Genomic DNA, 23,177 nt, shown 5'->3' with positions numbered 1-23,177 from the left:
AGTCGTCCACCATGTCCAAGTACGATTACGATCTGTTCGTCATCGGCGCCGGCTCCGGCGGCGTGCGCGCCGCCCGCATGTCCGCTTCCTACGGCGCCAGGGTCGCCATCGCCGAGTCGCGCCACCTCGGCGGAACGTGCGTCAACCTGGGGTGCATCCCGAAGAAGCTCCTCGTCTACGCCTCGCACTACGCCGAGGACTTCGAGGACGCCGCCGGCTACGGCTGGTCGGTGCCCGGCCACGGCGGAGACGGGCAGGCCGGCCCGTCGTTCGACTGGGCGACGTTCCTCCGGAACAAGAACAAGGAGATCGAGCGCCTGAACGGCGTCTACGAGCGGCTGCTGAAGAACTCGGGCGCCGACATCCGCTGGGGCCAGGCCAAGGTCGTGGACCCGCACGCCGTCGAGATCGACGGCGCCAGGATCACCGCCGAGCGGATCCTCGTCGCGACCGGCAGCTACCCGTGGGTCCCGGAGCTGCCCGGGCGCGAGCTCGCGGTCACCTCGGACGACGCGTTCCACTTCGAGAGCCTGCCGCGGCGGGTGGTCATCGTCGGCGGCGGCTACATCGCGGTCGAGCTGGCCGGGATCTTCCACGGGCTCGGGGCCAAGGTGTCGCTGATCCACCGCGGCATGCACCTCCTGCGCGGCTTCGACGACGACATCCGCGCGTTCCTCGCCGCCGAGATCCAGAAGAAGGGCCTGGACCTCCGCCTCGGCGCGAGCGTCGAGAGCATCGAGCGGCGCGGCGACGGGCTGTGCGCGGCGCTCGCCGACGGCACCGAGCTCGCGGCGGACTGCGTGCTGTACGCGACGGGGCGCCTGCCGAAGACCAAGGGGCTCGGCCTCGAGGAGATCGGGGTGGCGCTCGACGAGGACGGCGCGGTCGTGGTGGACGACGCGTTCCAGTCGTCGGTCCGGTCCATCTACGCGATCGGCGACGTGATCGCGCGCGTGCAGCTCACGCCGGTCGCCATCGCCGAGGCCATGGCGCTGGCGAAGCGGCTCTTCCGCGGCGAGGACGGGCGCGTGGACTACACCGGCATCCCGACCGCCGTGTTCAGCCAGCCGAACGTCGGCACCGTCGGCCTGTCGGAGTCGCAGGCGCGAGAGCACCACGACGTCGCCGTGTTCCTCTCGACCTTCCGCGCGCTCAAGCACACCCTCTCCGGGCGCGAGGAGAAGACGATGATGAAGCTGGTCGTCGACCGCGCGACCGACCGGGTGCTCGGCGTCCACATGGTCGGGCCCGACGCCGGCGAGATCATCCAGGGGTTCGCGGTCGCGCTGAAGTGCGGCGCGACAAAGGCGCAGTTCGACGCGACGGTCGGCATCCACCCGACCGCGGCCGAGGAGTTCGTGACCATGCGCGAGCCGCTGCGGAACATGGATCGCAGCCCCCCGATGGGGATCGCGCCGAGCTCGGCGTAGCCCGCGGGCGCGCGTGCGCCGGCCCGCCCCGGCGCGCGCGCCCGCCCGTGCGCTGGCGACGGCTGCGGTCGGTTGCTGCCCGCGTCCGTCCGTCTTCGCCGGCCTTCGATCGCCGGCGTCCGGTCGCTCCGGCTCGCCCGCTCGCGTTCGCGCTCTGCGCGCTCCTCTGGTATGGACCGCGCGATGTCGACACCCGCCTCGACCCCCTTGAAGCCGGTCGGCCTGCTCGCCCGCACGAACGACCGCTCGTTCTACGTCTTCAACGCCGTGCTCTCCGCGGCCGCGCTGGCGTTCCTCGCGTACATCCTCATCATCCGGCGCGGCGCGGGCGGCGCGGATCTCCGCTTCATGCCGCCGCTGAACGCCGCGCTCAACGCGACGGCCGCCACGCTGCTCGTCGCGGGCTGGATCGCGATCAAGCGCCGCGCGATCGTCGCGCACAAGTACCTGATGGTCTCGGCGTTCGTCGCCTCGTCGCTGTTCCTCGTCGGCTACCTCGCCTACCACTTCGTCCACGGGGACACGAAGTACCAGGGCACGGGCCCGCTCCGCGCCGTCTACTTCGCCGTGCTCATCTCGCACATCGTGCTGTCGGCGGGCATCGTGCCGCTCGCGCTGACGTCGTTCTACTTCGCCTACAAGGCGAACTTCGCGAAGCACGCCCGGGTCGCGCGGGTGACGCTGCCCCTCTGGCTCTACGTGTCGGTGACGGGCGTGCTCATCTATTTCATGCTGCGCGGCAGCCCGCCGGCGGTGCCGTGAGCGCGCCGCCGCGCGCGCCCGGCCTCGGAGGCCCTCGGCGACGGCGCGGCGCAGGGCTCAGCGCGAGGCCGCGCGCCTCCGCAGGACGGCGCTGACGATGCGCGCCGCGAAGAGCAGGGCGAGCAGCGCGGCGTAGATCATCGGCTCGGTCGCGTCCTTCTTCACGCGGAGGAAGAAGTGCGCGACCCCGAGGACGGCGGCGACGTACGCGAGGCGGTGCAGCCGCTTCCAGCGCGCGGCGCCGAGGCGCTTCAGCATGCGCGCGGTCGACGTCGCCGCGAGCGGCACGAGCAGGAGGAGCGCGACGAAGCCGGCGAGGATGAACGGGCGCTCGGTGATGTCCTCGACGATCGCGCGGACGTCGAGCCCTTGATCGACGAGCGCATACGTCAGGAAGTGCGCGCACGCGTAGAAGAAGGCGAGCAGCCCGAGCGCCTTGCGGATGCGCAGCGGGAACGTCCAGCCCGAGACGATCTTGAGCGGCGTCGCCGCCAGGGAGGTGATGAGCAGCACGAGCGCGAGGAGCCCGAGCTGGTTCAGCGCCTCGGCGACGGCGTTCGCGCCGAGCGCGCCGGCGCGGGCGCGCAGGCCGAGCACGGCCAGCGGGATCAGACCGCCGGTGACGACCGCCGGCACGAGCCAGGGCAGCTTCCGGCCGGCGGGCGCCGGGGCGCCCGGCCGCGCCATCGTCCTCGCGGGCGCGCCCATGGTCAGAAGTTCTCCCGCAGGTCCATGCCGCTGTAGAGGCTGGCCACCTCCTCCGCGTAGCCGTTGAACGGCAGCGTGGGGCGGCGGCGCAGCTCACCGATCCTCCGCTCGGTCGCCTGGCTCCAGCGCGGGTGATCCACCGCGGGGTTCACGTTGGCGTAGAAGCCGTACTCGTCCGGCGCGGCCTGGCTCCACGTCGTCTTCGGCTGTCGCTCCGTGAGCTTGATGCTGACGATCGATTTGCACCCCTTGAACCCGTATTTCCACGGAACCACGAGGCGAATCGGCGCTCCGTTCTGGCCGGGCAGCGATTTGCCGTAGAGGCCCACGGCCAGCATCGTGAGCGGGTGCATCGCCTCGTCGATCCGGAGCCCCTCGACGTAAGGCCAGTCGAGGACGTCGCTCCGCTGGCCGGGCAGCTGCTCCGGATCGAGCAGCGTGGTGAACTGGACGTACCGGGCGCGGGAGGTCGGCTCGAGGCGCCGGAGCAGCGCGGCCAAGGGGAACCCGAGCCAGGGGATCACCATCGACCACGCCTCGACGCACCGCATGCGATAGACGCGCTCCTCCAGGGGAAACCACGAGAGCAGGGTGTCGAGGTCGATGACCGCGGGCTTCTCGATCTCCCCCTCGCACGCGACGGCCCAGGGGCGCAGGCGGAGCCGGCCGGCGTTCTTGGACGGCTCCGACTTGCTCAGGCCGAGCTCGTAGAAGTTGTTGTAGGTGACGATGGCGTCGTAGTCGGTCCGCGCTTCGTCGGTGACGAACGCGCTCTTCGCGCCCGCCGCGCCCGCCGCGCCCGCCGCGCCCGCCGCGCTCGTCTCGACGGGCGGCGCCGCGTCCGGCAGCGAGGGCGCGCTGGCGAGCGGCGCGCCCTCGCCGCCGGGGGCGCCGGCGTCCGCCACGCCGGCCTCGCCGCCGGTGAGCCAGACGAGGCCGCCGCCGATGGCCGACGCCGTGCCCGCGAAGAGCGCGGCGTTCTTCAGGAGCTCGCGCCGCCTCAGGTAGAGCGCTGGAGGGGTGATCTCGCTGGCGGGCGGCTCCTTGGGCAGCTTGCTCATGCCCCCATTCTACGATCGGCCCGGGCTCCGGTTACGGGCCGGACGCGCTCACGCGGCCCTTGACAGGACGCGGAGCGCGGCGTGGGGCGCGTGGTGGAGCGAGGGCAGCGCGAGCATCTGCCCGATGCGCGCGGAGCGCTGCTCCACCCCGCGGGCGACCGCCGCCCGCTCGCTCGCGGTGCGCGCCTTGAGCAGGGCCAGCACGTCGGCCCAGACGCGCTCGCGCCACCGCGAGAGCATCTCCATCGACACCCAGACCGCGAGGTCCGGGGCGGTGTCGCGGAAGAGCGCGCTCAGGGGGCAGCCATGCCGGACGGCGAGGCGCTCGAGCGCCTCGATGACCGAGCGGCGGAGCAGGGTATTGACCTCATCGTGATCGTGCTTGAGCCGCGCGAGCATCCGCGGGTCGCGGCCGTGCCCGAACTCGACGATCGTCGCGTGGATCCCGAAGACCAGGTCGTAGTTGATGTGGGCGCTGAACCCGAGCAGGGCGTTCTGCACGGGGGGCGCGAACCGGGACGACGTGCTCGCGTACGCGATGTGCCAGGCGCCGCAGTCCTGCGCCGCGCCCTGCTCGCACCACCGGAACGTCTCGAGGTACCGCTCGCAGAACCGCCCGGCGAGGCGCGAGATCCACGCAGGCTCGAGGAACATGCCATCGGGCCGATCCACCTGCGCCGCGACTGCGCGCGTGACGATGCCGTAGACGTCGGTGAACGCCGCCCGCCGATCGCCCGCGGCGATCAGGCGATCCGTCACGGTGTCGAGAACAACGGCAGCATCGTGGACGCTCTTCGGGTGCAGATTAAGGCCGTCGATGCAGCTGCTCATGAAGTCCCCTCCTACTTCTTCGCTCGTCAAAGAGACCTGATCCGATGTTCGAACTTCCGCATCCGACCGCTTCGCTGGCGCCGGCCGCATCGCCTGAGCGCAGCACGAACGGTGAAGCAGCGATGCCGGCCGTCGGTCCGACCGGACCCGGCCTTTCTGGTCTGCGTCCCGGTGCGCGTCGTTCCCATGTCGAAAGCGGATCTGAAGACCCGCCCGGAGAAAGGTCGCCGCGGATGTTGCCCTTGCTTCTCCTACTGCCGGCCCTCCCCAGAACCGGCCCCCCGCAGAAGAGCGATGACTCGATGCGATCCAGATGCGCTCGCGGCGGGATGCCCCCCCTCGCTGCGGCGCTCTAAGTTGAACCTAGTCTACGACATGGTGTGGGGTGACCACAATTGTCTTATGACCGCTGATCCCGTTCGGGACAGTTTTGAGGTTATGCTAACTAGCGACCTCGAACAAGCGGCAGTTGACCCTGACACGTTTCTTTCTCGCGCGGGAGATCGCCACGGCATCTTCCGGGTTGCGCTGCTACTGGAGCGAAGGTTTGTCGAATTCGGAAACCCATCGTCTCGCGTAGCCGCAAGTCGCGACGAGATGTTCTCGAAACATGCCGAGTGCTTATCCCATGTCGGCTGTACGGTCGGGGCTGGGAATGTGAAGAGCGTTTAGGAAGCCCCTGAGCCGGCTCTCAGGAATCTCCTGGTCCGTTTTCCACAAGGGAGGTCGGTTTCTTGCGTCGATGTTGAAAATGGCGCGCGTATGGCGGATGAGGCCGCTCGCGTGGCGTCGGTGGACGCCACGGCGCGGTCGCGCCGGCGGCAGGGTTCGCCTGTCATCGCCGCTGGGCCCTGCGGAGTGATCCTCGCGCCGAGGTCCTGCAGCCTGCGCCTGGCAGGTCGCGGGGGCCGGCCGTACGCGGCGATGACCGGGAAGGCGCGCCGTGACGGCCGGGCGCAGGGCGCGCCCCGGCGCTGGACGGCCGGGCGGCGCGAGCGGCGGCGACGCCGACGGCGCTGCCCCGGCGCGGGCGGACGGCCGCGACGGAGCGCCGCCGTTCACGGCGTGCGCGGGGAGGAGCTTCGCTGTGGAGGAGGTGGAGGAGAAAGAGGAGGGGCTTCGCCGCCAGGGAGGGGGAGGGGCGCCGGCGCCGCCGGGCGAGGCCGGCGAGCCGGCGCGGCGCTCAGCCGGTGCCGCCCTTGGCCTGCACGTCGCGGTAGCGCAGCGTCGCGCGCAGGTAATCGCGGTTCATCTGCGCGATCACGTCGAGGGGGATCTCCTTCGGGCAGACCGCCTCGCACTCGCCGACGTTCGTGCAGTGGCCGAAGCTCTCGGCGCGCATCTGGCCCACCATGTTGAGGCTCCGCTGATCGCGCTCCGGCTGGCCCTGCGGCAGGATGTTCAGGTGCGTGAGCTTCGCCGCGGTGAAGAGCGAGGCCGACGCGTTCGGGCACGACGCGACGCAGGCGCCGCAGCCGATGCACGCGGCCGCGTCCATGGAGCGCTCGGCGATCGGCTTCGGCACCGGGACGGCGTTCGCGTCCGGCGCGCTGCCGGTCGGCACCGAGACGTAGCCGCCCGCCGCGATGATGCGGTCGAACGCGCTGCGGTCCACCGCGAGGTCGCTCACAACCGGGAACGCCTGGGCCCGCCACGGCTCGAGCCACAGCACATCGCCGTCCTTGTAGTGACGCATGTGCAGCTGACACACGGTCGTCCCACGGAGGGGGCCGTGCGCCTGGCCGTTGATCATGAAGCCGCACATGCCGCAGATGCCCTCGCGACAGTCATGATCGAAGGCGATCGGCTCCTCACCCTTGAGGATGAGCCGCTGATTGAGCACATCGAGCATCTCGAGGAAGGACATGTGCTCGCTGACGTCGGGCACCTCGTACGTGACGAACCGGCCCGCTTCGTACTTGCCCTTCTGCCGCCAGACATGGAGGGTGAGGCGCATTATTTGTAACTCCGCTGCGTTGGGTGAACCTCGTTGAACTGGAGCGGCTCCTTGTAGAGCTCCTGGGCCTGACCTTCGCCTCGCCAGCCCCAGGCGGCGACATAGGTGAAGTTCTCGTCGTCGCGCTTCGCCTCGCCCTCGGGGGTCTGGTGCTCCTCGCGGAAGTGCCCGCCGCACGACTCTTCCCGGTAGAGGGCGTCGCGGCACATGAGCTCCGCCAGCTCGAAGAAGTCGGCGACGCGCGCCGCCTTCTCGAGCTCCTGGTTGAGGCCGGTGCCCGTGCCCGAGACGCGGACGTCGCGGTGGAACTGCTCCCGGAGCTCCGGGATCCGCGCGAGCGCGCCCTTGAGCCCGGCCGCGTTGCGCGCCATCCCGCACTGCTCCCACATGATCTTGCCGAGCTCGCGGTGGAACGAGTCGGCCGTGCGCGAGCCGTTCGCGGCGAGCAGCCGGTTCAGCCGCTCGCCCGCGTCGCGCTCGGCGTCCCGCACGGCGGGGTGGAGGTCGTCGACCCGCTCGAGCTTCGTCGACGCGAGGTAATCGCCGATGGTGTAGGGGATGATGAAGTAGCCGTCGGCGAGGCCCTGCATCAGCGCGCTCGCCCCGAGGCGGTTCGCGCCGTGGTCGGAGAAGTTCGCCTCGCCGAGCACGAACATGCCGGGGATCGTGCTCATCAGGTTGTAGTCGACCCAGAGCCCGCCCATCGTGTAGTGGATGGCCGGGTAGATGCGCATCGGGACCGTGTACGGGTCGTCGCCGGTGATGCGCTCGTACATGTCGAAGAGGTTGCCGTAGCGCTCGGCGATGGCGGCCTTGCCGAGGCGGCGGATGGCGTCCGAGAAGTCGAGGTACACGCCGAGCCGCGTCGGCCCCACGCCGCGGCCCTCGTCGCACACCGCCTTGGCCGCGCGCGACGCGACGTCGCGCGGCACGAGGTTGCCGAAGCTCGGGTAGCGGCGCTCGAGGTAGTAGTCGCGCTCGCCCTCCGGGATGAGCTCCGGCGGGCGGGTGTCGCCCGCGTTCGTCGGCACCCAGATGCGGCCGTCGTTCCGGAGCGACTCGCTCATGAGCGTGAGCTTCGACTGGTAGTCGCCCGAGACCGGGATGCACGTCGGGTGGATCTGGGTGAAGCACGGGTTGCCGAAGAGGGCGCCGCGCTTGTGCGCCCGCCAGATGGCGGTGGCGTTCGACCCCTTCGCGTTGGTCGAGAGGAAGAAGACGTTGCCGTAGCCGCCGGAGGCGAGGACGACCGCGTCGCCGAGGTGCGTCTCGAGCGCGCCCGTGATCAGGTTGCGCGTGACGAGGCCGCGCGCCTTGCCGTCGACCACGATGAGGTCGAGCATCTCGGTGCGCGGGTACATCTTGACCTTGCCGAGGCCGATCTGCCGCTCGAGCGCCTGGTAGGCGCCGAGGAGGAGCTGCTGACCCGTCTGGCCGCGCGCGTAGAACGTGCGCGACACCTGCGCGCCGCCGAAGGAGCGGTTCGCGAGCACGCCGCCGTACTCGCGCGCGAACGGCACGCCCTGCGCGGCGCACTGGTCGATGATGTTCACGCTGATCTGCGCGAGCCGGTACACGTTGGCCTCGCGCGCGCGGTAGTCGCCGCCCTTCACGGTGTCGTAGAAGAGGCGGTAGATGCTGTCGCCGTCGTTCTGGTAGTTCTTCGCGGCGTTGATGCCGCCCTGCGCGGCGATGCTGTGGGCGCGGCGCGGAGAGTCCTGGAAGCAGAAGCTCTTCACGTTGTAGCCCAGCTCGGCCAGCGTCGCGCTCGCCGCGCCGCCGGCGAGGCCGGTGCCGACGACGAGGATCGTGTACTTCCGCTTGTTCGCCGGGTTGACGAGCTTCAGGTTGAAGCGGTGCTGGTCCCACTTCTTTTCGATGGGACCTTCGGGGATCTTCGCATTGAGCTGCATGGTGACGGGGGCTCCGGGCTCAGCGGACGATGCCGAACAGGACGGCCAGCGGGATGGAGGAGAAGCCGACGGCGAGCAGGATCGACGCGGCGGCGGCGAACTTCCTGAGCGCCGGCGTGTAGCGCGGGTGGCTGAGGCCCATCGACTGGAACATGCTCCACGCGCCGTGGTAGAGGTGCAGCGCGAGCAGGCCCATCGCCACCATGTAGGCAATCGCCACGGGCGCCGAGCTGAAGCCCTTCACGACGTTGTCGTAGGCGTCGAGCGGCACGAAGTCGGGGTGCACGGTGCCCGTCGTCAGGTGGAGCAGGTGATAGAGGATGAACGCGGCGAGGACGCCGCCGCTCAGCAGCATCGTGCGGGCGGCGAGGTTCGGGTGCCTCTGTCCCTTCACCTGGTAGCGGACCGGCCGGGCAGCGCGGCTGTGCAGCGCGAGCGATACGCCCGTGTAGACGTGGACGATGAGGGAGGCGAGGAGCAGCAGCCGCGTCCCCCAGAGCAGGGAGGGGGTCCCGTGGAGGAAGGCGGCGTAGTCGTTGAACTTCTGCCGGCCGAGGAAGACCTGCAGGTTGCCGGCCATGTGGCCGATCACGAAGCCGAAGAAGACGACGCCGCTCAGCGCCATCGCGAACTTCTTGCCGACGAGATCCCGGTAGAAGAGCGCGATGCGCTGGGCCCTGGTGGGGAGAGTCGATGGGGCAGCAGTGGGGCTCATCGCTCCCCTCCTTTAGTGGCGTGCGAACGCGTTCGCCAGAGGGAATCTCGCGCTCGATCGCGGAAGATTTTGCGGGCGTCGGCCGCAGATCTCGGCCCGAGGGAGGCGCGCTGCCCGCGGCGTTCGCGGCGGGGCGGGCGGGACGCGGACGATGGGCGTCAGGCGGCGCGCGGGTCGTGCGCGCGTCTTACCTTGCGACCGTAAAACGCCAGCGCGAGCTCGATCGCGAAGATGCCGATGGCCTGCTCCTCCTGGCTGGTGAACGCCGGCAGGCGCTCGTCGCGGAGGACGACGAGGCCGCCGATCGAGCGCTCGCCCAGGCGGAGCGGCGCCACGATGGCGGCGCCGAAGCGATCGCCTTCCGCGGTGCAGAGCAGGTCGGGCGCGTCGTCCGCCGACAGGCGGACGGGGGCGAGCGCGCCCTCGACTTGGCCGGCGAGCCGCGCGATGAACGCGGCAGACACCTCGACGCCGGAGGCCGCCTGGTAGAGCGCGGCCCCGTGGTCGAGCGCCAGGGAGAGCGCGGCGCCGGTTGTATAGACCACCTTGGCCGCGAGATCCACGGCGCGCTCGGGGAAGTCGTCCCGCGAGAGGGACGCGACCAGGGCGGCGCTCGCCTGGTGGACGGCCGCCACGGCGTCGAGGTGGGTGCGCAGCATGGCCGCCTCGAGCAGCCGCTTCATGTCGTCGATGTCGTACGGCTTCTCGAGGATGTCGTACGCGCCGCTCTGGATGCACTCCACGGCGGCCTGCGCGCTCGAGCACGGGGCGCCGACGATGATCTCGAGGTCCGGGCTGATCGCCTTGAGCGCGGCGATGGTCCCGGCGCCTTCCATGCCGGGCGCCCTCACGTCGGCGATCGCGAGGTCGAACCTGCGCGCCTTGACGAGCTCGATCGCGGCGAGCCCGCTCTCGGCGCAGGTGACGTCGAAGCCGCCGTCGCTGAGCTCGACCGCAAGCCTGTCGAGGACCCTCTTCTCGGCGTCTACCACCAGCACATGGGGTCGGGCCTGGCTCACTGATGCCTCCTCCTCTGGTTACAAGGGGTGCGCCGCGCCGCCTGCCGTCCGGCGCCGTCGTGATCGCGCGACGACCACGCCGGTCGTGGCCGATGTCGCCCCACCCGGCGGAGCCCCCTCCGGTCTCTACCAGCTGTCCAAAGTTCGCCTACAGTCCAATAGAACCGGGTTTCTAGCGAAACGGAAGCCGAAGCGGCGTTGACGCAGTCCTCCTTTAACAGGGCGAGGCGCCGCGCGCCCGGCGCGGATGTGCTCCGGTATGCCGATTCCAGTGGGCCGTGTGAGCGCGCGTCGCAGGGAGAGAGCGCGCGGGGCGCGCGCGTCTTCGGCCCTGTTTCGCGAGGAGCGGCGGTGGTCGCGCGCCGCACGGCGGAGAGGATGTGGTGTGCGCTGCTCGTCGCCCCCGGCGACCTCCACCGGGGCGAGCGCGGCGCGGGCGCGCTCGCGCCGCCCTGGGCAGCGGGTTCGCTGGCGGCGCGCTCCGCGAGGAGGCGCTCGGGCGCGGCGCGGGCCGTGACGTCGCCGCGGCGGGCGTCGATCCCGAGCGTGAGCGCGCGTGCGCGTCGTCGTCGCGCGCGTGCTCCGTCCTATGCGCGCGCTCGTGCTCGTCCTCCGCCCTCGTGCGCGTGCTCGTCCTCGTACGCGTGCGCGTCCTCGTACGCGTGCGCGTGCTCGTCCCGGTGCGCATGCTCGTCCCCGTCCTCGTGCGCGTGCGCGTGCTCGTCCCCGTCCTCGTGCGCGTGCGCGTGCGCGTGCGCGTGCGCGTGCTCGTCCCCGTCCTCCGTCCCCGTCCCCGTGCTCGTCCACGCGGCCCCGCGCGGTTGCGTCGCCTTCGCCTCCATGCGCGTGGCGAGTCGACCTCGCATCGTGGATCTCCGCGGTGGAGCCGCGCGCATCGCGCAGCGTCGCCTCGAGCAGCGCGGCCGCCGCGGCGCACGAGCGCTCCGCGTTCCCGTCGCGCGCTCCGCGTTCCCGTCGCGCGCTCCGCGTTCCCGTCGCGCGCTCCGCGTTCCCGTCGCGCGCTCCGATCCGAGCGCATCGCGCCGACCTGGTCGATCGACGCTCCCCCCGCGAGCGCGACGTCGATCTCCCGCCCTCCTGCCGTCCCCTGCCGTCCCGCGCGCCCGCACGGCGGACGATCGGAGAGGGGGAACGGATCGGCGGCGGCCGCTCGCCACCGGAAGGCCGGAAGAAGGTGGGGAGAAACTCGAATCATCCTCTCGATTTCCTCCCTTCGTCTGGAACATGAAACCTCCCAGACACACTTCTGTTGTCGGGGCTTCCCCGAACCCCTCTCCGAAGCTCCTGGAGCCCTGTCGACCGCGTTCCTCCTGTCCCCGACGACAGCGCATGTCCGCGTCGTCCTCCGACCGTTGTGGGCGTTACGGGACTCGCTGCCAGGGTGTCGATGAAATGACATGTCGCTTGACGGGAAAGCGCAGCTCGGTTCAGCTCGTCGGGCGGCCGGGGGGTCGCGGAGGGGGTCGGATGTTCATCGTCAGGAAGGGCGAAGTTCCGCTGTTGTCCCGTTGGGTGAAGGAGGCGACCTCGCGCCTGCTGGAGCGCTATGACGGGACCCCGTTCGAGCTGCGCTTGTGGGGCGGCGAGCGGCTGCGCTTCGGCGCGGGCGCGCCGGCGTTCGCCGTGACGTTCCGGACGCGCCGGGCGCTCTGCGAGGCGGCGCTCCGGGGCACGCTGGGGCTCGGCGAGGCGTATGTCCGGCGCGAGGTCGCGTTCGACGGCGATCTCGAGGACTCGCTCGCCGGCCTGTTCCAGCTCGCGCGGTCCGTGCGGTCCGTCGACGCGCGCTTGCCGCGCCTCGCGCCCGCGCTGCCGTCGTTCGAGCGCGGCCTCTCCGGCGCGCTCGACGCGCTCCGGCTCGGGCTGCTCTCCGGCGCGGCGAAGCGCGAGCGGCTCGCCGTCGAGCGCCACTACGGGCTCGGCAACGACTTCTATCCTCTCTACCTCGACCGGCGCCTCCAGACCTCGTGCGGCTACTTCCGGTCTCCGGGCGAGGCGCTCGACGACGCGCAGGCGCACAAGATCTCCGTCGTCGCGCGGAAGCTCGCGCTCCGGCGCGGGCAGCGGCTCCTCGATCTCGGCTGCGGGTGGGGCCACCTCATGTTCCACGCGGCGGAGACCTACGGCGTGCAGTGCCTCGGGATCACGCTCTGCGACAACCAGGCGAGGTACATCCGCGAGCAGGCCGCGGCGCGTCGGCTCCCGGTCGAGGTCCGCGTGATGGGCTGCGAGGACCTCGAGGGCGAGCCGCGGTGGGATCGGCTCGTCTCCCTGGGCTCGATGTGCCACGCCGGCGCGCGCCGGATCGAGGTGTTCTACGACCGGGTGAAGGCGCTGCTCGCCGAGGGCGGCGTCTGCCTGCTCGAGAGCGTCACCCGCGAGCAGGAGTCGCCGCGGACTGACCCGTTCGTGCAAAAGCACATCTTCCCGGGGTACTGGCCTCCGTCGGTCCAGGGGATGGCGGCGCGCGCCGCCGCGCGCGGCCTCGACGTGCTCGACGCGGAGAACCTGCGCCGCCACTCCGCGCTCACGGCGCGCTGCTGGCGCCGCAACTTCCTGGACAACCGCGAGAAGATCGAGCGGGTCACCGGCTTCGACGGCGCGTTCCTGAGGACGTGGGAGTTCTACCTGGCCTGCGCCGCAGCCGCGTTTCGCAGCGGGCACCTCGGCGCCGTGCAGATGGTGCTGTCGAACGGGGCTCCGCGCGACTACCCGCTCGCGCGCGAGCCCCTGTACGCCGCGGAGGAGCCGTCGCTGCGGGACCGCGCGCCGATCGTCCCGGCCGTGCAGTTCAGCGCCTGGGGCGCCGCCGCGCCGTCCTGATCCCGGAGGCGCGCCGTCCCGCCGGCACGCGCGCCCTCCGCGCGGAAGACCTTGTGAACCCCGCGCGGCCAGCTATCAGCTAGAGCATGAGCGAACGGCTGCCGGCCAGCGCCCATCGCGGCGCCGCGCCCTCGTGGTCTGCGTCGCGCCCCCGCCGCCCGGCGCGCGCGGGCAAGGCCGGAAGCGCGCTCCTCGCGGCCGCCCTCTGCGCCCTGCTCTCCTCGTGTACCCAGATCCGCTACATCGCGCAGGCGGGCCTCGGTCAGCTCTCGATGGCGTGGAGCGCCGAGTCGCTCGAGGACGCCGTCGGCGACGCCCGCAGGCCGTGGCGGACGCGCGCGCTCTTGCGCGAGGTCCCGCACATCAAGCGCTTCGGGGAGCGCCACGGGCTCACCGCGACCGACAATTACCGGACGTACGTCGAGCTCGATCGCCCGGCCGCGGTCTGGGTGGTCAGCGCGTGCGAGCCGCTCCGGTTCCGCTCCAAGACATGGAGCTTCCCCATCGTCGGCACCGTTCCGTACGTGGGGTGGTTCGACCTGAAGGACGCCAAGGAGTTCGCGGCGCCGCTCAAGGCGGCCGGCTGGGACGTCGACGTGCGCCCGGCGGGCGCGTACTCGACGCTCGGCTGGCTGGAGGATCCGGTCCTGTCCACGATGATCTCCAGCGGAGACGAGGCGCTCGGCGAGCTCGCCAACGTGGTGCTGCACGAGTCGCTGCACGCGACGCTGTATGTGAGGGGCCAGACGAGGCTGAACGAGAGCCTCGCGAGCTTCGTCGGGGACGAGCTCGCCAAGCGCTACCTGGACGAGCGGGTGGGCCCCTTCTCGGCGGAGAAGACGGCCTACATGCGGGAGCAGGAGCGGAGCGAGGCGCGGGCGGACGCGCTGCACGACGCCTACGTCCAGCTCGACCGGCTGTACACCTCCGCGGCCTCCGACGCCGAGAAGCGGGCCGAGAAGGCGGCGGTGCTCGCCCGGCTCAAGACGGAGATCGGGGCGCGCCGCGCGCTCAACAACGCGTCGCTCGTCCAGTTCCGCGTCTACAACTCGGGGGACGCGGAGCTCCGGGCGCTGCTCGCGACCTGCGGCGGCAGCTGGCCGAGGTTCCTGGGCGCGCTGCGGAAGCTCGAGCGCCACAGGTTCTCCGCGCCCCAGGAGAACGTCGGCCAGGTGATCGAGCCGCTGATCCGCGCCGGGTGCAGGTAGCTCGGCGCGCGCGTAGGGCCGTGTGGGGCATTGCGCGCGTGCCGTGCAGCGCGCCGCGTGCCGCATTGCGCTGCGCGCGCGTGCGGTGATGCGCGCCGCGTACCGTGCTGCGCGCCGAGGACGACGTATAGCGTCAAAATCCGCTGCGGTGCGTCGCTCGGAGCGTGCTGCCTCCTTGCAATCGTGCGCTCTCACGGCGCAATGCAATGCGGTCTGCCCCAGGCGGGTGGACAATTCGTTGTCCAGGTAAGAATTCCGTTCTGGATCTGAACCCATCCCTGGATCGGACCAGTCCCTGCGGAAATGTATGACGGGCATCGCACCTCCGGGCGCTGCGCCCCGCGGCTGGCGACGGGCTTCTGCGGTTTTTTTGGCCGTGGGGGCCCGGCTGTGCGGGGGGATCGAGGTTGGCCCGCCGGTTGCTGAATGTATCCGGCAGATGTCGCTCCCGTTCGCTGCTCGGTTTCATGGGGCCTCGGCGGGAGCGGCCCCCCTGGCACATCATTCGCAGTGCAAGCCCCAGTCGTTGGGGGGCGCCGAGCGAGGTGATCGGCGGCATCTCTGCCGAGCGATCGTGACCCCGCCGCCACCCGGATGCCATCGACCTGCTGTCGGCTCCTTGATTGACTTGACGCCGGACGCCGGCGGAGAGCTTCGGTTCGCGTGACGATAGCCGCCTTGCGGGGCGATTAAGGAGGGATGATCGAGGCGCGCGCGACGCGCGTCGCCAGATGAGATGGCTTATCGTGATCAGCTTGTCGATCTTGGTCCGAGCTTCTCTTACCTCTTGCAGCTCTCGAGTTCGACCGCTTCATCGCTTCGCTTTCCCTTGCGCTTTCCCTCTGCTTCGCTTGAGCTTGTACCTACGGTCCCTTGTCTGCGCTTGATCCTTTGCTTCTCCTTCTTCTTTCGCTTTGACTCGCTTCTTTGATTGTCTTAACGTCTCGCTTCGACTTTGCTTCCCCTTCGCTCGTGCTTTCTTGCTTGGACGCGCTTCGCATTGTTCGCATCGCTTTCCTGGCTTTCCTGACTTCTCTCTCGTGACCGCGGGCCTTTCAGGGTCCTCCGGTGGATCCCCCCTCCACCGGCGCTCCTGAGCGGCTCCGGTGGGTCCGCGGCTGCGGACCTCAGGCCGGCGGGCTCTCCCGACCGGCCTTTCTTTTTTTGATGCACACACGGGCGCCGCCCTACGCGCGCCGGGCGCGGCCTTACGGGAGCGCCCGTACGGCGGCCGAACCGCTCGACCCAGCCGCGGAAATCCACTAACCACGAGCCCTCCGGACGATCCGCGCGCCCTCCTCGCCCTCGCGGGGTCCCGTCGAGGGGGCGTGGGAAGTGGCGAATTGGAGGGCGGGACATGATGCAGGGGCATGATGGGCGGGGGCAGGGCGTCGATCTCACGAATTGCGCGGTGGAGCCCATCCACATCCCTGGGCGGATTCAGCCGCACGGAGCGCTGCTCGCCCTCTCGCCCGGCGATCTCGTCGTCCGCCATGTGAGCCTCAATGTCGGCGCCGTGCTCGGGAGCGGGCCCGAGGGCGTCCTCGGGCGCCCGCTCCTCGACTTCATCGCGCCCCTGGCGGGCGCAGATCTCGAGTCCATCCTCCGGTCTCCGGAGCCCGGCGCGCTGAACCCGCTGAAGGTGACCGCCAGGAAAGTCGGGGCGGCGTGGCTCGACGCCATCGCGCACCGGGCGGGCGAGCGGCTGATCGTGGAGCTAGAGCCGCTCGAGCCGCTCGAGCCGCCAGGCGACGTGTCGTTCTCGAGCGTGTACCGCGCGATCCACGCGGCGATCGAGCGGATCCAGTCGGCCGAGGGGCTCTTCGACGCGTGCGAGGCGACGGCCGAGGAGATCAAGCGGCTGACCGGCTACGACCGGGTGATGATCTACAGGTTCGATCGCGACTGGAACGGCGAGGTCATCGCCGAGGCCAGGGCGGCGGACATCGAGCCTTACCTCGGGCTGCGCTATCCGGCCTCCGACATCCCGCCGCAGGCGCGGGAGCTCTATCTCCGCAACTGGCTCCGCATCATCCCGGACGTCGACTACCGGCCTTCGGACATCGTGCCTTCGCCGGAGGCGCCCATCGATCTCAGCTTCTCCCAGCTGAGGAGCGTCTCGCCGATGCACATCCAGTACCTCAAGAACATGGGGGTCGGCGCCTCGATGAGCGTCTCGCTCATCCGCGAGGGGGTCCTCTGGGGGCTCATCGCCTGTCACCACCGCACGGCGAGGCCGCTGTCGTTCGAGATCCGGCAGGGCTGCGAGCTCTGCGGGAGGTTCCTGTCGATCCAGCTCGCGGCCAAGGAGAAGCTCGAGGACCGGGGGCACAAGCAGGCGCTCAAGGCCCTGTCGGACGAGATCGTCACGGCGGTCTCGCGGCGGGAAGATCTCATGGTCGGGCTCGCGGAGAGCGCCGGAGCGCTCATGCGGCTCGCGGACGCGCCGGGCCTCGCCCTGCTCCACGGCGAGGAGGCGACCGCGCTGGGCGCCGCGCCCGCGCCGGACGAGCTCCGGCGCCTGTACGCGTGGCTCCGGCGCACGGTCGCCGATCGGCCGGTGTTCCACGCCGAGTCCCTGTCGCGGGTCGACCCCGAGCTCGCCCGCATCAAGGACGTGGCGAGCGGCGTCCTCTGCATCTCCATCCCCGAGCCGGAGCCCTGGTACGTCGTCTGGCTCCGGCCCGAGGTGATCCAGACGGTGAGCTGGGGCGGCAACCCCGAGAAGCCGGTGGAGAGCACGGCCGAGGGCGCGGTGCTCGGCCCCCGGCGCTCCTTCGCGCTGTGGAAGCAGGTCGTGGAGCAGACCGCCGTCGCCTGGAAGCCCGCCGAGATCGAGGCGGCCGAGCTGCTCCGGCGCGCGCTCATCGAGCTCGACCTCACGCGGCAGGTCGTGCGGGAGAGGACCGCGCGCGCCGCGGCCGAGCGGAGCAACGCCGAGCTCGAGCTGTTCGGGTACATCGTGGCGCACGATCTCAAGGAGCCGATCCGCGGGATCAAGTCGTTCTCGACCTTCGTGATGGAGGACGACGGGGCGGCCCTCTCGGCCGAGTCGCAGGGCTACCTGCGGCGCATCGGCGATCTGGCCGGGAGCACGATGGAGCTCATCAACTCGCTTTACGAGTACTCCCGCGTCGGCAACGTGGATTTCTCCTTCGGGGAGGTCGACCTGAGCGAGGTGCTGGCCGACGTCGAGCGGCGGCTGTCCGGCTCGCTCCTGCAGCGCGGCGCCGAGATCCGCGCGCCGCGCCGGCTCCCCCGGGTGGTCTGCGACCGGATCCGGATCGCCGAGGTGCTGGCCAACCTCATCTCGAACGGCCTCAAGTACAACGCGAGCCCGAACCCCTGGGTGGAGGTGGGCTTCGACGAGCGCTCGGAGCCCACCGTCTTCTACGTCAGGGACAACGGCGTGGGCATCCCCGCGGACGAGCGGCACCGCCTGTTCACGATGTTCGAGCGGCTCTCGACCGCGGCGCAGTACGGCGAGGGGACCGGCTCGGGGCTCGCCATCACCCAGCGCATCGTCGAGCGGCACAAGGGGAAGATCTGGGCGGATTCGCCCCCGACCGGGGGCACGACGTTCTACTTCACGCTCGCCGAGGCGCCCCCCGCCAGCCGGTGATCCCGGGCGCGGCCGCCGGCCCGCGCGCCACGCCGGAGGCCGCCGTCGCCCGGCCGGGGCCGGAGCGCCGCGATCAGAGGCCGTCGTCGTCGGGCGCGCGCCGGGGGTGGACGGTGGCAGAGACGATCTTCCAGTCGCCGTCGACCTTCTCCAGCCGGAGCGCGACGGGCAGCTCGTCGCGCCGTGCCGGGTGGCCGTGCCGGGCGCCCGTGACGGTCGCGGTGGCGGTCACCTCGGCGGTCATGCCGGCCGGATCGACCTGGATCTCCGTGTCGCCGAAGCTCACGTCCGCGGTCTGGTAGACGACCGCGGCCTGGGTCGCGGCCGCGGCGAGCTCGTCGCGGCCCCTGAGCCGGTCGCTGATCTCGACGACGCGGGCGCTCGCCTCCTTCGTGAAGATCTCGGCGAACTCCTTGCGGACGCGGCCGTGGCGCACCAGCGGGTTGCGCTCGCCGTCGTCGATGCGCACCGCGTCCGCGAGCTGGGCGAGCCGGTCGCGAATCCGGTCCTCGTCGGAGGGAGAGAGCAGCAGCGCCACCGCGGCGAGGACGGCGCCGAGGGCGATGAGCCCGAGCGGGAGCCAGCGTTTCATGCGGGGAGTATAGGCGACGGGCGCCGCGCGAGCCCACCCGACCCCGGAGGGAGCGCGGCGGCGCGCGCCGTCGCCGGCGCCGCGGGGATCCGCGCGCGCGCGGCGACCGCGCCCGCTCAGGCGGTCGCGGCGAACACGGCGAGGACGCCCACCCGGAGGGCGGTCAGGACGGCCTCGCGGAGCCGCGCAGAGCCGAGCACCTCTTTCCAGAGATACCCCGCGATGCCGAGCGACTGGGCCCGCGTCAGCATCATCGGCGCCGGCTGGCCCGTGATGAAGATGACCGGGGCCTCGGTGACGTGCTTGAGCTTCTCGAGCAGCTCCAGGCCATCCATGTCGGGGAGGCGATAATCGAGGATGATGCAATCGGGCGGGCTCGTCCGGCACGCCTCGAGGGCGGCCTTCGCCGTCGGGGCCTCGATCAGCGTGACGTCGATGTCCGCCCAGTCCCGCAGGTAGCGCCCGTAGATCGTGCGATCGATCTCGCTGTCCTCGACGAGGAGAATTACAGCCTTCCGGAGCGCCATGGACACCACTGTCCTTTGTCCACCCGTGAGACGCAAGTTGGACGTTGCACGCAGCGCGTGGGGAACCACCCCGAATGCCGCGGGGGCAGCCCCCGATAGGCCTCTTCGCTATCTCCCGACGATCGGCTCGAGGCACCGGTCGCGCGCGTCGCGCAATGCGCTGAGCTCGACGTCGATCACCGCGCCGCCGCCCGCCGCGATCGTGAGCCGATCCCCGCCGGTGGTGCCGAGCTCGGTGCAGGGCACGCCGGCCTCCCTGGCCCTCCGGGCGACCTCGGGGGCGTCCTCGGGCCGGACGCTGACGACGACGCGGCTCGGCGCCTCGCCGAACAGCGCCTCGGCGAGCTCCTCGCCCTCCGGCAGCCGCACGCCGGCGCCCACCAGGGCCGCCGGGTCGTCGGCGGCGGCGCAGCACTCGCCGAGCGCGATCGCGAGCCCGCCGTCGGAGACGTCGTGCGCGCTCTGGAGGAGCCGCGGCCGCGAGCGCGCGAGGGCGAGGCAGAGCCCCTGGAGCCGCGCCTCGCGATCGAGATCGATGGCGGGGCTCGGCCCCTTCACCTCGCCGGTGTGGCGCGCGACGTACTCGGAGCCGCCGAGCGGGCCGCCGCGCGGGTCGCCGAGCAGGAGCACCGTGAGGCCGGCGGCCGGGAACGACGCCCGCAGCACGTCGCCCGCGTCCGCGACGAGCCCCACCACCGCGACCGTCGGGGTGGGCAGGATCGCGCGGCCGTCGGTCTCGTTGTAGAGCGACACGTTGCCGCTCACGACCGGCACCGAGAGCGCGCGGCACGCCGCCGCCATGCCGTCGATCGCGAGCGCGAACTGCCGCATGATCTCCGGCCGCTCCGGGTTGCCGAAGTTGAGGCAGTCGGTCAGGCCGATCGGCTCCGCGCCCGCGCACACCACGTTGCGGCACGCCTCGGCCACGGCCATCGCCGCGCCCTGGAACGGGTCGAGCTCGCAGAGCCGCCCGTTGCAGTCGCTCGAGAACGCGAGGACCTTCTCGAACCGCTCCCCGTCCTTCTCGCAGGGGACGCGCACCACCGCGGCGTCGCTGCCGGCCCGGACCTCGGTGCCGCCCCGCACGATCTGGTCGTATTGCCGCCACACCCACGCGCGGGAGCCGAGGTTCGGCGAGCCCGCCATCGCGAGGAAGAGCTCGGACCACGAGGCGGGCGCGGGGAGGGTGCGCGGGTCGAAGGCCCGGCGCGCCGGCAGCGTGGCGTCGTCGCGCTGGGGGCGGTCGTACTTCGGCGCCGCGTCGGTCAGGAAATCGACCGGGAGGTCGCAGACGACGACCGGGTTGCGCGGGGCGCTGGCGGCCGCGCCGCCGAGCGGGTCGTAGCCGGGCGTGGCGCGCACGATCCAGCGGCCCGTGTCGGTGACCTTGCCGATGATCGCCGCGTCGAGCTCCCATTTCGTGCAGATCTCGATGACGCGCGCCTCGCACCCGGGCTTCGCGACGAGGAGCATGCGCTCCTGCGACTCGCTGAGGAGCATCTCGTACGGGGTGAGCCGGGCGGCGCGCCGCGGGACGAGGTCGAGGTCGAGATCGAGGCCGCTGCCGCTCCGGCCCGCCATCTCGACCGACGACGAGGTGAGCCCCGCGGCGCCCATGTCCTGGACGCCGACGAGCAGGTCCTCGGCGAAGATCTCGAGGCACGCCTCGAGCAGGAGCTTCTCCATGAAGGGGTCGCCGACCTGGACCGTGGGCCGCTGGCTCGGGCCGCCCTCGGAGAACTCGTCCGAGGCCATGGTGGCGCCGTGGATGCCGTCGCGCCCGGTCTTGGCGCCGACGTAGAGCACGTTGTTGCCGATGCCGCTCGCGCGGCCGTAGAAGATGCGGTCGGTGCGGACGACGCCGCAGGTGAAGGCGTTGACGAGGATGTTGCCGTCGTAGGCGCGGTCGAAGAAGAGCTCGCCGCCGACGGTGGGGACGCCGATGCAGTTGCCGTAGCCGCCGACGCCGGCGACGACGCCGCGGAGCAGCTGCGGGGTGCGCGGGTGGTCGGGCCGGCCGAAGCGGAGCGAGTCGAGGTTGGCGACGGGGCGCGCGCCCATCGTGAAGACGTCGCGGAGGATGCCGCCGACGCCGGTGGCGGCGCCCTGGTAGGGCTCGATGTACGACGGGTGGTTGTGCGACTCCATCTTGAAGACGGCCGCGAAGCCGTCGCCGATATCGACGACGCCGGCGTTCTCGCCGGGGCCCTGGATGACGCGGGGGCCGGCGGTGGGGAGGCGCGAGAGGTGCACGCGCGAGCTCTTGTACGAGCAGTGCTCGCTCCACATGACGCTGAGGACGCCGAGCTCGGTGAACGTCGGCTGCCGCCCGAGGCGCTCGCGGGCGCGCTCCCACTCGCTGGCCGAGAGCTTGTGCGCCTGCGCGAGGGCGAGGTCGACCGGCGGATCGCCGGGGAAGGGGGTGGGGGCGGCGGGGGGCGGGGCGGCAACGACGGCGCTCATCGCGGGCCTAGCTAGCGCAAGGACGCGAGGAGGGGAAGGGGAGCGGGCCGATCAGCACGGGCGGGGCTCGGGCGGCTTGCGGAGGAGCTCAAGCGGCTCCCGGAGGCCTGCTGCCTAGGAGTCCCGTTTGACGACGAGGGCCGTGAGGTCGTCGATCTGCTTCGCGGAGCCGGCGAAGCGGCGCACCTCGGCGAGGAGGGCGCCGAGGATGTCCGAGGTGGGGCGCGCGTTCAGGCGGTGGATGAGATCGCCGACGCGCTCCTTGCCGAACACCTGCCCGGCGGCGTCCTGGTACTCGTAAAAACCGTCCGTGAGCAGGACCAGGAGATCGCCCGGCGCCATCACCAGGGGGGGCGTCGGGGGGAGGTCGAGATCCTTGAACATGCCGAGGGGGACCGTCGTGGGATCGCGCCAGACGACCTGGCCCTCGGCCGCCCGGTAATGCAGGAGCGGGCCCTGCCCGGCCGCGTGGTAGCGGAGCTGGTGCGTGACCGGGTCGAGGATCCCGAGGAAGGCGGTGATGAAGCGGTCGTTCGGCAGATCCTCGATGAGCTGCTGGTTGATGTGGTGCATGAGCGCGTCCATGTCGGCCGAGAGGCGCAGGCCGATGCGCAGCATCGCGCGGAACTGCGTCACGCTGAGCGCGGGGCCGATGCCGTGGCCGGCCGCGTCCGCGAGCAGGAGGAGCAGCGGCGACATGTCCGCGCGCTCGTCGAGCCGGATGACGTCGTAGATGTCGCCGCCGGTGTCGTCCGCCGGCTTGCTGAACGCCGACAGCGAGTATCCAGGGCAGCGCGGGAGCCGGCGCAGCAGGATGTTCTGCTGGATGTCGCGCGCGATCGTGAGGTCGTGCTCGAGCTTGATCTTGATCATCCGCTCCTCGAGCAGGAGCGTGCGCTGCACGGCGACGGCCGCCTGCGCCGCGAGCAGCTCCGCGACGTCGCGCTCGTCCGGGCCGAAGTGGCCCACCGCCGAATTCAGCATCTGCAGCACGCCGACGAGCTTGTCGTCGAGCCCGATGAGCGGCACCGTGATCAGGGATTTCGTGTGATATCCCGTCCGGCGGTCGATCTCCGGATTGAACCGCGGGTCGGTATAACAATCGTCGACGACGATGGTCTGGCGCTTGCGCGCGCACTCGCCGGCGATGCCCTTGTCGATGCTGACGCGGATTTGCGTCTCGCCCGTGGCGACACGCGAGTAAAGCTCTTTGGCCTCCGCGTCGTAGAGGAAGACGCTCCCGCGGTCGGCGCCTATCACCTCCCGCCCCGTCTTGATGATGAGCTCGAGCAGCTCGGTGAGATCGCACGGCGCCGCGAGCTTGCGCGAGACGTCCAGGATCAGGATGAGCGACGACGCATCGATCAGGGAGGGAGTGCCCACGCGCATGCGGCCCGAGAGTTTGGGCTACGTGGAAATAGGGGTCAAGACATGGTCTCGCCCGGCATGCTCGCGGCGAGCCCGTCGACCAGCGCGTGTCGCTTCCGTCGTGGCTCCCGCCGTGGTTCCCGCGTCGTTTCCATCG

At 71.3% G+C, this 23,177-nt stretch carries 17 protein-coding genes; 5 read left to right on the top strand and 12 right to left on the bottom strand.

The window, feature by feature from the left end; all coding sequences use genetic code 11:
* The first annotated feature begins 11 nt into the window (after window positions 1-11).
* Window positions 12-1,430, top strand: coding sequence for a glutathione-disulfide reductase (gene gor, locus WME83_RS39050; protein ID WP_437314784.1), 1,419 nt, complete (start codon window positions 12-14; stop codon window positions 1,428-1,430).
* 171 nt (window positions 1,431-1,601) lie between these two features.
* Window positions 1,602-2,192 (top strand): DUF420 domain-containing protein, encoded by a 591-nt coding sequence (locus tag WME83_RS39045; RefSeq protein ID WP_061624094.1) that lies wholly within the window; start codon window positions 1,602-1,604, stop codon window positions 2,190-2,192.
* A 57-nt stretch (window positions 2,193-2,249) separates the two neighbouring features.
* Here the strand turns inward: WME83_RS39045 and WME83_RS39040 are convergent, their stop codons facing one another.
* The 8 genes from WME83_RS39040 to WME83_RS39005 all read right to left on the bottom strand — a co-directional run bounded on the left by WME83_RS39040 (window position 2,250) and on the right by WME83_RS39005 (window position 11,262).
* Window positions 2,250-2,900 (bottom strand): sulfite oxidase heme-binding subunit YedZ, encoded by a 651-nt coding sequence (locus tag WME83_RS39040; RefSeq protein ID WP_437314783.1) that lies wholly within the window; start codon window positions 2,898-2,900, stop codon window positions 2,250-2,252.
* Between the two features lie 2 nt (window positions 2,901-2,902).
* Complete coding sequence (gene msrP / locus WME83_RS39035) at window positions 2,903-3,961, bottom strand: protein-methionine-sulfoxide reductase catalytic subunit MsrP (protein ID WP_437314782.1); 1,059 nt, start codon at window positions 3,959-3,961, stop codon at window positions 2,903-2,905.
* A gap of 48 nt (window positions 3,962-4,009) precedes the next feature.
* Complete coding sequence (locus WME83_RS39030) at window positions 4,010-4,792, bottom strand: DUF5995 family protein (RefSeq protein ID WP_437314781.1); 783 nt, start codon at window positions 4,790-4,792, stop codon at window positions 4,010-4,012.
* A 1,183-nt stretch (window positions 4,793-5,975) separates the two neighbouring features.
* Window positions 5,976-6,749: a succinate dehydrogenase/fumarate reductase iron-sulfur subunit gene (locus tag WME83_RS39025; RefSeq protein WP_437314780.1), complete on the bottom strand. Its 774-nt coding sequence runs from the start codon at window positions 6,747-6,749 to the stop codon at window positions 5,976-5,978.
* Complete coding sequence (locus tag WME83_RS39020) at window positions 6,749-8,662, bottom strand: fumarate reductase/succinate dehydrogenase flavoprotein subunit (protein ID WP_437314779.1); 1,914 nt, start codon at window positions 8,660-8,662, stop codon at window positions 6,749-6,751. Before WME83_RS39020 ends, WME83_RS39025 begins: the two co-directional genes overlap by 1 nt.
* 19 nt (window positions 8,663-8,681) lie before the next feature.
* Window positions 8,682-9,377: a succinate dehydrogenase cytochrome b subunit gene (locus WME83_RS39015; protein ID WP_437314778.1), complete on the bottom strand. Its 696-nt coding sequence runs from the start codon at window positions 9,375-9,377 to the stop codon at window positions 8,682-8,684.
* 158 nt (window positions 9,378-9,535) lie between these two features.
* Window positions 9,536-10,396 (bottom strand): response regulator, encoded by an 861-nt coding sequence (locus tag WME83_RS39010; RefSeq protein WP_437314777.1) that lies wholly within the window; start codon window positions 10,394-10,396, stop codon window positions 9,536-9,538.
* Window positions 10,397-10,983: 587 nt separating this feature from the next.
* Complete coding sequence (locus WME83_RS39005; RefSeq protein WP_437314776.1) at window positions 10,984-11,262, bottom strand: hypothetical protein; 279 nt, start codon at window positions 11,260-11,262, stop codon at window positions 10,984-10,986.
* A gap of 655 nt (window positions 11,263-11,917) precedes the next feature.
* On the opposite strand from WME83_RS39005, the gene WME83_RS39000 reads away from it, so the two are divergent.
* The 3 genes from WME83_RS39000 to WME83_RS38990 all read left to right on the top strand — a co-directional run bounded on the left by WME83_RS39000 (window position 11,918) and on the right by WME83_RS38990 (window position 18,070).
* Window positions 11,918-13,240 (top strand): class I SAM-dependent methyltransferase, encoded by a 1,323-nt coding sequence (locus WME83_RS39000; protein WP_437314775.1) that lies wholly within the window; start codon window positions 11,918-11,920, stop codon window positions 13,238-13,240.
* A gap of 86 nt (window positions 13,241-13,326) precedes the next feature.
* Window positions 13,327-14,448, top strand: coding sequence for an aminopeptidase (locus WME83_RS38995; RefSeq protein WP_437314774.1), 1,122 nt, complete (start codon window positions 13,327-13,329; stop codon window positions 14,446-14,448).
* A gap of 1,357 nt (window positions 14,449-15,805) precedes the next feature.
* Entirely contained in the window at window positions 15,806-18,070 is a 2,265-nt protein-coding gene (locus WME83_RS38990) for an ATP-binding protein (RefSeq protein WP_437314773.1), read from the top strand.
* Between the two features lie 73 nt (window positions 18,071-18,143).
* Here WME83_RS38990 and WME83_RS38985 read toward each other — a convergent pair whose 3' ends face one another.
* The 4 genes from WME83_RS38985 to WME83_RS38970 all read right to left on the bottom strand — a co-directional run bounded on the left by WME83_RS38985 (window position 18,144) and on the right by WME83_RS38970 (window position 23,041).
* The gene (locus WME83_RS38985; RefSeq protein WP_437314772.1) at window positions 18,144-18,662 is read right to left on the bottom strand and encodes a nuclear transport factor 2 family protein; all 519 of its coding nucleotides are present in this window, start codon (window positions 18,660-18,662) and stop codon (window positions 18,144-18,146) included.
* A gap of 116 nt (window positions 18,663-18,778) precedes the next feature.
* A complete protein-coding gene (locus WME83_RS38980) occupies window positions 18,779-19,189 on the bottom strand; it encodes a response regulator (protein WP_437314771.1) in 411 nt (136 codons plus the stop codon).
* Window positions 19,190-19,297: 108 nt separating this feature from the next.
* Window positions 19,298-21,652, bottom strand: coding sequence for a phosphoribosylformylglycinamidine synthase subunit PurL (purL, locus tag WME83_RS38975; protein ID WP_437314770.1), 2,355 nt, complete (start codon window positions 21,650-21,652; stop codon window positions 19,298-19,300).
* A 114-nt stretch (window positions 21,653-21,766) separates the two neighbouring features.
* Window positions 21,767-23,041, bottom strand: a complete 1,275-nt coding sequence (locus WME83_RS38970) for a SpoIIE family protein phosphatase (protein WP_437314769.1) — start codon at window positions 23,039-23,041, stop codon at window positions 21,767-21,769.
* Between the last annotated feature and the right edge of the window lie 136 nt (window positions 23,042-23,177).

It is taken from the genome of Sorangium sp. So ce385 (assembly GCF_051474135.1).
GTDB classification, from domain to species: Bacteria; Myxococcota_A; Polyangia; order Polyangiales; family Polyangiaceae; genus Sorangium; species Sorangium cellulosum_D.
This window is presented reverse-complemented; position numbering and strand designations above follow the sequence as displayed.